The sequence below is a fragment of the Cupriavidus sp. 207A1 genome, assembly GCF_057798955.1.
In genome coordinates, this window is the sequence record NZ_JBYOJO010000016.1 from 109,449 (window position 1) to 121,953 (window position 12,505).

Annotated in this window: 11 protein-coding genes and 1 tRNA gene; 7 read left to right on the top strand and 5 right to left on the bottom strand. The window is 66.8% G+C overall.

The genetic code is table 11. The annotated features are described in order from the left end of the window. Position 1: 1 nt before the first annotated feature. From AC3FMM_RS25550 to AC3FMM_RS25560, 3 genes are all read left to right on the top strand, one after another. On the top strand, positions 2 to 496 hold the full coding sequence (locus AC3FMM_RS25550; RefSeq protein WP_115711225.1) for a TlpA disulfide reductase family protein: 495 nt from the start codon (positions 2 to 4) through the stop codon (positions 494 to 496). A gap of 57 nt (positions 497 to 553) precedes the next feature. Continuing rightward, entirely contained in the window at positions 554 to 2,275 is a 1,722-nt protein-coding gene (gene soxB, locus AC3FMM_RS25555) for a thiosulfohydrolase SoxB (protein WP_116311871.1), read from the top strand. 73 nt (positions 2,276 to 2,348) lie between these two features. Next, positions 2,349 to 2,424: transfer RNA gene (locus AC3FMM_RS25560), tRNA-Ala, on the top strand. A gap of 90 nt (positions 2,425 to 2,514) precedes the next feature. Here the strand turns inward: AC3FMM_RS25560 and AC3FMM_RS25565 are convergent. Both AC3FMM_RS25565 and AC3FMM_RS25570 read right to left on the bottom strand, forming a co-directional pair. Further along, positions 2,515 to 3,546, bottom strand: coding sequence for a hypothetical protein (locus AC3FMM_RS25565; protein WP_488687646.1), 1,032 nt, complete (start codon positions 3,544 to 3,546; stop codon positions 2,515 to 2,517). 204 nt (positions 3,547 to 3,750) lie between these two features. After that, positions 3,751 to 5,670 carry a hypothetical protein gene (locus AC3FMM_RS25570; protein ID WP_488687647.1) on the bottom strand — a complete coding sequence of 640 codons (1,920 nt, stop codon included), beginning with the start codon at positions 5,668 to 5,670 and terminating at the stop codon, positions 3,751 to 3,753. 719 nt (positions 5,671 to 6,389) lie between these two features. Here AC3FMM_RS25570 and AC3FMM_RS25575 point away from each other — a divergent pair. Then, entirely contained in the window at positions 6,390 to 7,241 is an 852-nt protein-coding gene (locus AC3FMM_RS25575) for a MurR/RpiR family transcriptional regulator (RefSeq protein ID WP_488687648.1), read from the top strand. 302 nt (positions 7,242 to 7,543) lie between these two features. After that, on the top strand, positions 7,544 to 8,257 hold the full coding sequence (locus AC3FMM_RS25580; RefSeq protein WP_488687649.1) for an aspartate/glutamate racemase family protein: 714 nt from the start codon (positions 7,544 to 7,546) through the stop codon (positions 8,255 to 8,257). Positions 8,258 to 8,272: 15 nt separating this feature from the next. Here the strand turns inward: AC3FMM_RS25580 and AC3FMM_RS25585 are convergent, their stop codons facing one another. Next, positions 8,273 to 8,524 carry a hypothetical protein gene (locus tag AC3FMM_RS25585; protein ID WP_018006124.1) on the bottom strand — a complete coding sequence of 84 codons (252 nt, stop codon included), beginning with the start codon at positions 8,522 to 8,524 and terminating at the stop codon, positions 8,273 to 8,275. A 216-nt stretch (positions 8,525 to 8,740) separates the two neighbouring features. Between AC3FMM_RS25585 and AC3FMM_RS25590 the strand changes: the two genes are divergently transcribed. Next, positions 8,741 to 9,685, top strand: a complete 945-nt coding sequence (locus AC3FMM_RS25590; protein ID WP_240987629.1) for a cation diffusion facilitator family transporter — start codon at positions 8,741 to 8,743, stop codon at positions 9,683 to 9,685. Between the two features lie 345 nt (positions 9,686 to 10,030). Here AC3FMM_RS25590 and AC3FMM_RS25595 read toward each other — a convergent pair whose 3' ends face one another. Further along, positions 10,031 to 10,657 (bottom strand): DNA-3-methyladenine glycosylase I, encoded by a 627-nt coding sequence (locus AC3FMM_RS25595; RefSeq protein WP_116311867.1) that lies wholly within the window; start codon positions 10,655 to 10,657, stop codon positions 10,031 to 10,033. A 105-nt stretch (positions 10,658 to 10,762) separates the two neighbouring features. Between AC3FMM_RS25595 and AC3FMM_RS25600 the strand changes: the two genes are divergently transcribed. Then, the gene (locus AC3FMM_RS25600; protein WP_488687650.1) at positions 10,763 to 11,119 is read left to right on the top strand and encodes a DUF2314 domain-containing protein; all 357 of its coding nucleotides are present in this window, start codon (positions 10,763 to 10,765) and stop codon (positions 11,117 to 11,119) included. A 69-nt stretch (positions 11,120 to 11,188) separates the two neighbouring features. Here the strand turns inward: AC3FMM_RS25600 and AC3FMM_RS25605 are convergent, their stop codons facing one another. Then, entirely contained in the window at positions 11,189 to 12,499 is a 1,311-nt protein-coding gene (locus AC3FMM_RS25605) for an MFS transporter (RefSeq protein WP_414249189.1), read from the bottom strand. Positions 12,500 to 12,505 lie beyond the last annotated feature (6 nt).

Below are 12,505 nucleotides of genomic sequence, written 5' to 3' on the forward strand. Positions count from 1 at the left end.
CGTGCGCGCGCCCGCCATGCTGCTGCGCGCGCTGCTGGCCGCGGGCCTGTTCATGGCCGCGGCCGGCGCCGCCGCGCTGGAAGTGGGCGACACGGTGCGCCTGCCCGAGGTCCGCACCCTCGACGGCCGCACGCTGAGCGCGGCCGCGCTGGCGGGCAAGCCGCTGGTGGTCGAATACTGGGCCACCTGGTGCCCGTTCTGCGCGATGCAGAACCCGCGCCTGCAGAAGCTGTACGAGCGCACGCGGGGCACGCCGCTGCAGGTGCTGACCATCAGCATCGACAAGGACCCGCGCGAGGCCGCCGATTACATGAAGAAGCGCGGCTACACCTTCCCCGCGACGATGGATTCGCCCGCGCTGCAGGCCGCGTTCGGCAAGCGCAAGGGGCTGCCGGAACTGTACGTGATCGACGCGCGCGGCCGCGTGGTGCAGAAGGAAGTGGGCGAGATGCTCGAAGACGACGTGGCCGCGCTGGAGCGTTACGCGAAGCCATAGCGATGCGATGCCGGACGCCATGCGCCCACCGGCACGCACTTATCCACAGGACGAGACATGAACCGACGCGAGTTCCTGCAGGTGCTGGCCATCGCCGGCGCCGGCGGCATGAGTTTTTCCCACCAGGACGCGCACGCCGCGCAGGCCGTCGAGTCGATGTACGACCTGCCTCGCTTCGGCAACGTCCACCTGCTGCATTTCACCGACTGCCATGCGCAGCTGCGGCCGGTCAATTTCCGCGAACCCAGCGTCAACCTCGGTATCGGCGACTACGCCGGCAAGCCGCCGCACCTGGTCGGCGAGGCCTTGCTGCGCCATTACGGCATCCGCCCCGGCACGCCGCAGGCGCATGCGTTCACCTATCTCGATTTCAACGAGGCCGCGCGACGCTACGGCAAGGTCGGCGGGTTTGCGCACCTCGCCACGCTGGTCAAGCGGCTCAAGGCAGGCCGGCCGGGCGCGCTGCTGCTCGATGGCGGCGATACCTGGCAAGGCTCGGCCACGGCGCTGTGGACCAAGGGGCAGGACATGGTCGATGCGGCGCTGGCGCTCGGTGTCGACGTGATGACGCCGCACTGGGAAATGACGCTCGGCGCCGAGCGCGTCAAGGAAATCGTCGACAAGGACTTCAAGGGCAAGGTCGCCTTCCTGGCGCAGAACATCAAGACCAACGACTTCGGCGACCCGGTGTTCGATCCGTACGTGATCCGCGAGATCAACGGCGTGCCAGTGGCCATCATCGGCCAGGCCTTCCCGTACACGCCGATCGCCAACCCGCGCTACTTCGTGCCGGACTGGACCTTCGGCATCCAGGAAGAAAACCTGCAGCAGGTCATCGACGCGGCGCGCGGCAAGGGCGCGCAGGCGGTGGTGCTGCTGTCGCACAACGGCATGGACGTCGACCTGAAGCTGGCCTCGCGCGTGCGCGGGCTCGACGCCATCCTCGGCGGCCACACCCATGACGGCGTGCCCGCGCCGGTGGCGGTGAAGAACGCCGGCGGCACCACGCTGGTGACCAATGCCGGCTCCAACGGCAAGTTCCTCGGCGTGCTCGATTTCGACGTCAAGAACGGCAAGGTGGCGGACTTCCGCTACCGGCTGCTGCCGGTCTTCGCCAACTACCTGCCGGCCGACCCGGCCATGGATGCGCTCATCCACAAGGTACGGGCGCCGTATGAAAAGAAGCTGTCCGAAGTCCTCGCCGTCAACCGCGGCCTGCTGTACCGCCGCGGCAATTTCAACGGCACCTTCGACCAGTTGATCCTGGATGGCCTGATGCAGGTGCAGGGCGCGCAGATCGCGTTCTCGCCGGGCTTCCGCTGGGGCACCACGCTGCTGCCGGGCCAGGCCATCACCATGGAACACCTGATGGACCAGACTGCCATCACCTACCCGTACACCACCGTGACGGCGATGAGCGGCGAGACCATCAAGACCATCCTCGAAGACGTCGCCGACAACCTGTTCAATCCCGACCCGTACTACCAGCAGGGCGGCGACATGGTGCGCGTGGGCGGGCTGCAGTACACCATCGATCCCGCCGCCGGCATGGGCAAGCGCATCACCGACATGCGCCTGGCGGGCAAGCCGCTGGAAGCGGGCAAGACCTACAAGGTGGCGGGTTGGGCGCCGGTCGCGGAGCAAGCGCGGGAGGCCGGCGGGGCGCCGGTCTGGGACGTGATGGCGCAGTGGCTGCGCAACACCCGCGAAGTCAGCGCGCGCCCGCTGAACCTGCCGCGCGTGCGCGGCATGGACGGCAATGCCGGCATCGCGGCGTGATGTGGCAAACAGCACGCACGGCCGCGCGGAGGATTGAAGCGCGCCGCCCAAGTACGCTACAATCCTCCGCGACGGGCCGATAGCTCAGCTGGGAGAGCGCTGCGTTCGCAATGCAGAGGTCGGGAGTTCGATCCTCCTTCGGTCCACCAGAATTCTTCGCAAGTCCGTAATTCGAACGAATACCCCGGAGCCGCCAGGCTGCCGGGGTTTTTTGTTGGCGGCGTTCCCGCCGTCCCTCCTCACAACGCCGCAGCGACCTGCACTGGCAGCGTTTCCAACCCCAGCAACTCCCTGAACCCGGCCTCGTGATGCCGCAGCGCATGCGGCGCATACCACGCGTGGGCCGCCCGGCCGATGCGCCAGGCGGCATCCGGGTCCGGTGTCATGGCCTCGATCGACGGCAGGTAGTGCCCGGGCGTGATGCCATCGTGCACGCCGCTGCTGCGGGACAGCAGCACCGGGCAGACCGCGTGGGCGCAGTAGGCGGCGAAGACCCCGCTCTTGGCCGCGTAGTCGACGGGGTAGGCCAGCACCCCATAGGTCGATACCGACAGCAGCCGCGCCGCCTCTGCGGCTTCGACGCGGCCGTGCACCACCGCGCCGCGCCGGGCGATGCGGGCGGCGAGGCCGGTGTCGGCGAGGGGCGGGCCGATGTCGTGTAGCGTGAAGCCGGCGCTGCCGACCCAGTCGAACAGGGCCTCGCCCGCCTCCTGGTACGTCTGGGCGCGCAGCGCGGAGCCACCCAGCACCACCACGGCCGCCTGCCGGTCCGGTAACTGCACGCCGCTTTCCCCCAGGTTGGAAAACACCGGCAGCACCCGGTGCGGCCGCGCCGGCGCGTGGGCGCTGAGCCAGCGTGCCGACCCCTCGCGGTTGGTCACCCAGAAGTCGGCCAGCGCTGCCAGTTCGGCGGCAATGTAGCGCTGCACCGGTGAGAGCCAGAATGCCGAGCGCCATGGCGCGCCGTCGGCATACAGTTCGTGGAAGAAGACGCCGAGGCGGCGGATGTGCGGGCGCGCCTCGCGCAGGCGCCGCAGCAGCCACAACGGCGTGCCGCGCGTGGCGTAGCCGTAGCCAACGTAATGGAGGATCACGTCGGCGCCGGCCAGCGCGGCCGCCGGCAGGTCGGGCGTCGCCTCGAGCAGCTTTCCCTGCAGCAGCCCGTTGAGCGTCGCGGCATAGTCCCTGACGCCACCTTCGCCGGGCGCGACCAGGCTGATGGGGGCGCCGATGCCGCGGGCGTTCAGGTCGTGGGCGGATGGATTCGGCATTGGGACGGGCTCCTTGCGCATATGGCGAGGTTGTCATGTCCCCGGGCTGGCAATCTGTGCTCCAGCGCACGCCGCGTCACGGCGTGGCCGGCTTCGGCCCAAATGGAAAAGGCCCGCACGGCGAACCGTGCGGGCCTCGAACAAGCGCTATCAGGGGCAGAAGCTTGCCGGGATCAGCCGGCGCGCTTCAGGCTGACATGGCGCTCAGGGTACATTGCTCTGGGTGAAGTTGAACGGCTTGCCGGCCACCGCATAGGAACCGCCGAACTCGAACTCTTCATTGCCCGACTGGCCCACGCCGATATACATCGGGGTGTTCCCGCCCTGCAGGTTGATCGGCGCATAGCGATAGTTCAGCACCTGCTTGCCGGCATAGTCGGTCACCGAGAACACGCTGGTCAGCAGCGGGCTTTGCTGGGTTTCAGACACCGTGATCGGATCGACCATACGCGAATCCTGCAGCGTCTTTTCGACCGTCAGCGTTGCCATGTCGACCAGCTGGACCTTCTGCTCGCCACGCGACACCACCCACAACTTGGTGTTCGAGTTGCCGAAGCTCTCGCGATTCACCTGGTGGATCATGCTGGTCGGGTTCTTGCCCACTTGCAGGCTGGTCACTTCCTTGATCAGTTCCGGATCGAGGTTGGTACCCGACTGCACGCCAGCCACCGAGATCGCGTGGATCACGCCGTCTTCCGTCGCCACCCAGGCCTGGCCGGGGTTTGCCAGCATCGAGACCCTCACCGCGGTCGGCTTTTCGGCCAGGCTCATGGTCTTGACGATGGTCGGAGCGTAGTTGTCCACCGAGAACGTCTGCGGCCATTGCGAGTCTTCCAGGCCGGTATTGTTCAGGGTGTTCTGCAGATCGCTGAAGCTGCCTTCGAAGTAGGTGCTGTTGACCTTGTCGAACAGCGGCTTCAGGTCCAGGAACACCACCTTCTTTTCCGACTTCGAGATCACTGCGGCCACGCCGGCGCGGGAGATCAGGTCGGCGTTGACGCCACCCGGGGCGTAGCTCTTCTGGTTGGCTTCGCTCAGGCCAGGCGTCGCTTCGTCGCGACCCAGGCTCGCGCCGCGGTCACCCACCGGGTCACGCATCCAGCCCTGGGTGGTGTTGTCCTGCATGACGCTGAAGTCGGTCACGGCGGAAATCTCCGTCGGGGCCTTCATATCCGGCAGGTCAACGAAGCCCAGCAGCTTCATGAAGACGAAGTTCGACATGTTGCGGAAGCCCGGATAGAGGCCATGCCACGACATATCGCTGGAGTCATACGGACCCCCCACCTGGCTGCCGTCGGCGAGGCTGCCCAGCGCAATCACCGCCACCTGGCCCTTCAGGTTCTTGGTGTCCCAGATGGTCACCAGGGCAAATTCGGAATTCGACGTAATGGCGATGGCCGTGGGCACCTTGCCCTCCGGCAGCTTCACCGAAGCCGAGTGCGAAGCCGTATTCATGCCGACCGAGGCAATCAGGCCGTTCTGAAAAGCCACCAGCGATTGTGCGCAATCGTGCTCGCTGCAGCGGCCCATGGCGATAGGCTGCGTCGGCATCGCACCACCGTTGGCCGTGACGTGTTCCTTCAGCAGCGGATTGGTGGTGGTATGGCCCCAGAACCACGGGGTCTGCGGCTTTTCGGCAATGGTGCCGGCGCTCAGCGCCAGCGTCAGCAGCGGCGTGACGCCAGAGTCCGAAGCGGAGTCCGCGCGGAAAATCACGTCGCCCATGTTGCTGCCGTAATCATTGCGGGCACAGTCGAGGTTACCCAGCTGATAGATCACGTTGGTGCTGGTATCCATCGTGGCGCCCGGGTAATCCTGCTGGAAACAGGTATTGCCGTGCGGGTAAAAGGTCTTGTCCTCGGGTTTCCACACCGTACCAACCGCTGCGGGGGCGGAATTACTCGCGCCGTAGCGATAAGCCATGGCTTTGTCGCCGGAATAATCCGAGGCAATGGCGACATATTCGTCGGCATTCAAATTGCCCGAGCCGTCGAAAATCTCGTCGGCGACTTGAGTGGATTCCGCTGCCGGAGTGGTCGGGCCGCGCGAAGCTTCGGTCGACGAGGTGCTACCGGAGGTGGTGGCATCGCTGCCATCGCCACCACCGCCGCATGCCGTAAGCACCACAGCGGCGCAGGCGGCAGCCAGGAAGTTCAGGCTCGGCAGAATGTAAGTATTGCGCGCTCTGCGCAGGTCGGATGGGTTATCGCGAGGTAGATTTTTCCCAGTCATTGATATTTAAGTGAATGGATAAAAGATGAAAGTGAATAAACATCACCACGCCCGTTCTTGTGCCGGTTTGCAGTGTGCGCGACGAATTGCAGTGGCATAAAAAGCGGATCGGGTTAACCCCTTGGAAAACCCGGCAGCGGCGATACTAGGGGTACGTGTCCGAGACCGTACAGGCTGGTAACAATGGGTTACGTGTGATTTTCGGGCGGGGCACCTGTGCACTATTGCGGTGCGCTCTTGCGACGTAAGGATTACTCGCGCTTGGATCACATGTAAGGATTTGTTCGATTTGTGGACAGGCTTCCGTACGCGGCAATATCATCGCGCGCGATTTTCGCGACTAACAAAACGGGTAATTGGAGGGCTTTGAAACAGGTCCGGGCGGTTATTTAATGCCGGCGCGGCGCCAGCAGGGCGAGGGTTAATGCCACCTGAATTCCACATGAATGCCAGCGGCCCGCGGCGTTAAGCGCCACGCGCAGTGGGTCGGGCAGGCCGGCGCCTGCGGCTCGCTTCGCGCGGCGCCATACGTTATCGTTGAGCCCCTTGGAGCCCCGCGCGCGCACCGACGTGAGTCGACCGACCGCGCGCACCAAAGCCGAGCTCGTCCCATGCAAGCCACCAGAAAATCGTTCGTCGGACGCATCCGCGAACAGCTGGACCAGTTGTCGCCATCGGAGCGCCGGCTGGCGGAGTTCGCGCTGGATTTCCCCGGCGATCTCGCGGGCTATACCGCCTCGGAACTGGCCGGGCTGGCCAATGTGTCGAATGCCACCGTGACGCGCTTCGTGCGCCGCATGGGCTATGCCTCGTATGACGACGCGCGCAAGCATGTGCGCTCGGAGAAGAGCGCGGGCTCGCCGCTGTTGCTGGCCGCCACCGAAAGCGCAGCCGGCGCCGCCGACACCGGCTCGCTCGGCGCGCATCTCCAGCAGTCCCTGGCCAACCTCGGCGCCACTTACCGGCGCCTGTCAGAGGCGCAGCTGCGGGAAATCGCCGAGGCGATCCTGGGCGCGCGCAAGGTCTGGATCGTCGGCTTCCGCTCGAGCCAGCCGCTGGCCATGTACCTGCGCTGGCAACTGTTGCAGATCGTGCCGAGCGCACAGGTGGTGCCCGGCGCCGGCGAAACCATGGGCGAGCATCTCGCCGGCATGACGGAAGACGACGTGGTGATCGTGCTGGCCTTGCGCCGGCGCGTGCGCGAGTTGCCGTCGGTCGTGGCGCAGGCGGCGAAGGCTTGCCCGCGGCTGCTCTACATCACGGAGCAGGGGGCGGCGGTCAAGGCACCGGCCAGATGGGTGCTGCGCTGTGATGTGCAGGCCCCTGGCGTGCTGGACAACCACGCCGCAGTGACCGGCCTGTGCCATCTGCTGGCCACTCAGGTGATGGAGCTGGCCGGCACGCCGGGGCGACGGCACCTGGGCCTGGTCGAAGCGTTCCACGACGCGCTCGACGAACTCTGAACGCGCGCTGGCGCCGCCGGCGCGACTCGATGCCATTTCCCTTTCTGAAACGAGGTCGGCTGCCTTTTTCAGCCGACGCCTTGGTATAAAGCCGAATGAAAAATTATTTTCAGATGGTTATCATGCGAAAAAAATAACCCAATACGTCCGGAGCGGCTCGGCCCCGGCCCGGAAAAGAAAGCGCCGGGTGCGCATGGAGACAAGGCATGGGTGCGGAAGTCAACGCGGGATCCGGCCGGCCAGTCAGCGGCCGCCCATGCCGCGCCAGCCGCCAGCCAGCACTCCTGAGTCCCGAGACGCGAATGAGCCATATCCTGCTGATCAACCCGAACACTTCCAGCGCCACCACGCAGATGATGGTCGGCATCGCGCGCGCCTGGCTGGCGCAGCGCCTGGCCGCGCCGCCGGCCGTGGTCGGCGCGACGGTGGCGCGCGGCGCGCCGATGATCGTCGACGATAACGATCTGGCGGTGGCCGCCGGCGCGGTCAATGACGCGGACATGGTGCGCCTGGCTGGCCTTGCCGGGGGCGTGATCGTCGGCGCCTTCGGGGATCCGGGCCTCGACGCGCTGCGCGCGCAGCTGGCGGCGCCGGTGGTCGGCATCGGCGAGGCCGCGATGCGCGCCGCCGCGGCGGGCGAGCGGCGCTTCGGCATCGCCACCACCACGCCGCGGCTGGCGGCATCGATCGAATCCGGCGTGCGCCGGCACGGGTTGGAGACCTGGTTTACCGGCGCGCACTTCACCGATGGCGACCCGCGCGCGTTGGGCAGCGCGCCGCAGCAACAGGAGGAACGGCTCGCCGACGCGGTGCAGGCGTGCATCGACGATGGCGCGCAGGCCGTGATCATCGGCGGCGGGCCGCTGGGCGAGGCCGCGCGGGCGCTGGAACAGCGCTTCGCGGTACCCGTGATCGGGCCGATCCCGGCCGCATGCGAAGCGCTGGCCCGCGCCCTGGGGCTGGCGCCGCGCCAGGGGCCGGCGGATGCGCCGGCTGCGGCCGCGGCCGGCGCTTAAGCCACCAAAGGCGTGCTAGGCCACGCGCGTCGGCCGCCTGGCCTTCATCGCCGACGGGCGTACCTGTTGCAGCGCGCGCAGTGACTGCAGGGCATCCTCGACCGCTTCGATGCCGTCGCGCAGGCGGCCGGTGGCATAGCCCAGGCGGCTTTGCGCATCGGCATCGGGCGTGGAAAGGTTTTCGAGTGCGTCGACTTCCGCCTGCATCTGTCCGACCAGGCGGCGTAGCTGGGATGTGCTGTGCGAGGCTAGCGAACGGATCGCCATCGTGAGAGCCCTCCTTGCAAAGACCGGGTGCGCCCGTTGGCGCGGGTCCGCACGCTCCGTGCGGTGCCCGTCCTTTCTACGGTAAAGGCGGCGCAATAAGTTAGCCAGCGCTGTTACGAAATCGGCACGATGGCGCGGCTCGACCGAGCGTCGCTGCCGCGCCGCGCTGCCCGCAGGTTCGGCTATAGTCACCCGATGGATTCGCACTCGCCCCGCATGCAAGCAAAACCGGGCAGCCTGCCCGACGACGGCGCCACGCCGGCCGCGCAAGCCGAGGCGCGCCATCGCGCCGGCCGGAACAGCACGCTGGTCAGCGTGGCGGTCAATATCGGCCTGACCGCGGTGCAGGCGGTCGCTGGGGTGATCTCTGGCTCGCAGGCGCTGATCGCCGACGCCGCGCATTCGCTGTCCGACCTGCTTTCGGACTTCGTCGTGCTGGCCGCCGGCTGGCAGAGCCGCAAGGACCCGGATGCCGACCACCAGTACGGCCACCTGCGCTTCGAGACCGCCGCCTCGCTGGCTCTGGGCGTGCTGCTGCTGACGGTCGGGGCCGGCATGCTGTGGGCGGCGCTGGGCAAGCTGCAGTCTGCGGGCGGCGCGCAGCCGGTGCAGCCCGTGGCGCTGTGGGTTGCGCTGGCCACGCTGGCGTCCAAGGAACTGCTGTTCCGCTACATGCTGGCCGTGGCGCGGCGGGTGCGCTCAAGCATGCTGGTGGCCAACGCCTGGCATGCGCGCTCGGATGCGGCGTCGTCGCTGGTGGTGGCGCTCGGCATTGGCGGCAACCTGCTGGGCTACCACATCCTCGACCCGATCGCGGCGATCGTGGTCGGGCTGATGGTGGCGCGCATGGGACTGCGCTTCGGCTGGAACGCGCTCAACGACCTGATGGACCGCGCCGCCGACGAGGAAACCGTCGCCGCGATTCGCGCCACCATGCTGGCCACGCCCGGCGTGCTCGGCCTGCACGAACTGCGCACGCGCAAGATGGGCGACCAGGTCCTGGTCGACGTGCACCTCGAGATCGACGCCACCCTGACCGTGGCGCAGGGTCATGCCATCGCGGTGGAAGCTCGGCGCCGCACGCTGGAACACCACCACGTGCTGAACGTGATGACGCACGTCGACCCGGTATACGTGGGCGCAACCACGGCCGATGGCTGAGCCCAGACTGTGGACAGCGTGGGCCAAGCTGGGGATAACTGGCCGGACAAGCTGTGTCGCGCCTGGGGACGCGCTGTGGGACGTATACGGACAACTCACGGGGAGCGCGACAGATGTATACGCTGCCGCGGACTTGTCCCGGCAAATCAGGGTTATCCCGGAGCCGTTATCTTCGCTGCAAGTCACTGACCCAGAAGGGAAAAGGTGACTTATCCACGGCCCGGAGCCCGGTTTACCTACTACTACTATGTTTACATACGTAAACAATATAAAGACGACAGCCAGGACCTTTGCGCCAGGTGTTGTTTCCTGGCCGGCATGTATACGCGGCTGTCCGTATACCGGCTAGCGCGGCACCTTGAACGCCTTGCGCGCAACCAGAACCTGCGCGCGCGTGGCGCAGCCCTCCTGGTGGTCGTTGACCAGGCCCATGGCCTGCATCAGCGCATACATCGTGGTGGGCCCGACAAAGCGCCAGCCGCGCTTCTTCAGGTCCTTGGATAGCGCGGTGGACTCGGGGGAAATGGCCATGGTGCGCAGTACCTCTGGCGTCAGCACCTTCGGCCGGCTGGCCGGATCGGGCTCGAAGCGCCAGAAGTAGGCGGCCAGCGAGGACTCCGATTCCAGCAGTTCGCGGGCCCGCTGGGCATTGTTGATCGCGGCTTCGATCTTGCCGCGGTGGCGCACGATGCCGGCATCGCCCAGCAGGCGCGCGATATCGCGCTCGGTAAAGCGCGCGACTTTCTCGATGTCGAAATTGGCGAACGCCTTGCGGAAGGCTTCGCGCTTGCGCAGGATGGTCAGCCAGCTGAGACCGGACTGGAACCCTTCCAGGCACAGTTTCTCGAACAGCCGGCGGTCGTCGGCCACTGGAAAGCCCCACTCGGTATCGTGGTAGTGGCAGTAGTCCTCCAGCGTGCCGCACCAGCCGCAGCGCACCGGCGCGGCCAGCGCTTCCTTGTTGCTCGTCATGCGTACCTTTCCAGTATCGAATAAATGGGGCGCGGCTCCGGCTCTCGCCGGCCGGCGCATTTGCTGCGATCATGCCCGCACCTGAGAGATTGCGGAAGGCTGAAAATGGACATGCGATTGACCACCCTGGACGAGGACGGATGGGAGCTCGACGACGCCGAGCCCATCGCGGCCGCCCACCCCGACACCTTCTGGCTGCCGCCGCGCGCCGAACGCGACGCGCTTGCCGCGGGCCAGCAGGCCAAGCTGATCTTCCGCATCCTCGTCGCCGACGAGGGTGGCAACGAGGAAGTCCACGTCGAGCGGATGTGGGTCAATGTGACCGGGCGCGAAGGCGCGCTCTATACCGGCGAACTCGACAACCAGCCGTACTGCACCGACGAGATGAATCCCGGCATGCCGCTGTGTTTCGAGGCCCGGCACGTGATCCATATCTATCGGGAGGGCGACGAAGACGCTTGAGCGACCGCCAGCCGGCCACAAAAAAGCCAGCCTCGCGGCTGGCTTTTTCGATGAAGACGCGCGGCGCGCTCAGGCCAGCCGCTTGCCGGTCCGGTCGTGCATGAACACCAGCGCGACAAAGCTGACCACGGCGGCGGCGATCACATAGTAGGCCGGCGCCAGCTTGTTCTGGGTCGACTCGATCAGCCACGTCACGATCAGCGGGGCAAAGCCGCCGAAGATTGTCACGGCGAAGTTATAGGCCAGCGACAGGCCGGTGGAGCGCACTTCGGTCGGGAACTGCTCGGCCAGCACCGCCGGCGCCGGGCCGGTAAACGCCGCCAGCAGGATGCCCAGCACGATCTGCACCTGCAGCAGCGTCTGCGTGGTCGGCGCCATGTTGAGCCAGTGGAACAGCGGATAGGCGAGCACGCCGATCAGCAGCGCCACTACGCCCAGCATGCGCTTGCGGCCCACGCGGTCCGACAGCATGCCCATCAGCGGGCACAGCACCAGGATGATGGCGCCGCACAGCGCGGTCGACTGGAACGTCGCGCCCAGCGGCAGGCCCAGCTGCTGCTTGGCGTACGACGGCATGTAGAACACCAGCACGTAGGTGCAGACCGTCCACAGGATGGTCACGCCGAGGCCGGCCAGCACCTCGCGCGGGTGGTCGCGCAGCACCTGCGACAGCGGCGAGAACTTCACCTGCGCGGCCTTGCGGGCGGCCTGGCGCGCCTCGAACTCGGGCGGCTCGTGCAGGTGCGAGCGGATATACATGCCCACCGGGCCGATCAGCAGGCCGAACAGGAACGGGATGCGCCAGCCCCAGGCGTCGATCTGTTCCGGCGACAGGCCGTTGGTGACCAGTGCGCCCATGGCCGCGCCCAGCATGAACGAAATGCCTTGGCTGGCCTGCTGCCAGCTGGCGTAGGCGCCGCGCTCGGCGTCGGGCGCGTGCTCGATCAGGAAGGCGGTGGCACCGCCGACTTCGCCGCCGGCGGAAAAGCCCTGGATCAGCCGCGCGACCACGATCAGCGCCGGGGCCCACAGGCCGATCTGGTCGTAGGTCGGGGCCAGGCCGATGATGGCGGTGCCCAGCGCCATCAGCAGGATGGTCAGCGTCAGCGCCGCCTTGCGGCCGACGCGGTCGGCATAGACGCCCAGCACGATGGCGCCGACCGGGCGCATGAAAAAGCCCACGCCAAAGGTGGCGACGGTGAGCAGGAACGAGGTCAGGTCATTGCCGGTGGGAAAGAACAGCTTGGCGATGATGACGGCAAAGAAGCTGTAGACGGTGAAGTCGAACCACTCCAGGCCATTGCCGATGGTGGCGGCGATGATCGCCTTGCGTCGGGTGGCGTTGGTCAGTTCTGGAACGGGGACGGTAGTCGCGGTCATGAAGCG

Bases quoted from the DNA above. Each gene is read 5' to 3' on its own strand.
- AC3FMM_RS25600 (WP_488687650.1), top strand. From the start codon at position 10,763: ATGGACATGCGATTGACCACCCTGGACGAGGACGGATGGGAGCTCGAC.
- AC3FMM_RS25605 (WP_414249189.1), bottom strand. From the start codon at position 12,499: ATGACCGCGACTACCGTCCCCGTTCCAGAACTGACCAACGCCACCCGA.
- soxB (WP_116311871.1), top strand. From the start codon at position 554: ATGAACCGACGCGAGTTCCTGCAGGTGCTGGCCATCGCCGGCGCCGGC.
- AC3FMM_RS25565 (WP_488687646.1), bottom strand. From the start codon at position 3,546: ATGCCGAATCCATCCGCCCACGACCTGAACGCCCGCGGCATCGGCGCC.
- AC3FMM_RS25590 (WP_240987629.1), top strand. From the start codon at position 8,741: ATGCAAGCAAAACCGGGCAGCCTGCCCGACGACGGCGCCACGCCGGCC.
- AC3FMM_RS25595 (WP_116311867.1), bottom strand. From the start codon at position 10,657: ATGACGAGCAACAAGGAAGCGCTGGCCGCGCCGGTGCGCTGCGGCTGG.
- AC3FMM_RS25575 (WP_488687648.1), top strand. From the start codon at position 6,390: ATGCAAGCCACCAGAAAATCGTTCGTCGGACGCATCCGCGAACAGCTG.
- AC3FMM_RS25580 (WP_488687649.1), top strand. From the start codon at position 7,544: ATGAGCCATATCCTGCTGATCAACCCGAACACTTCCAGCGCCACCACG.
- AC3FMM_RS25585 (WP_018006124.1), bottom strand. From the start codon at position 8,524: ATGGCGATCCGTTCGCTAGCCTCGCACAGCACATCCCAGCTACGCCGC.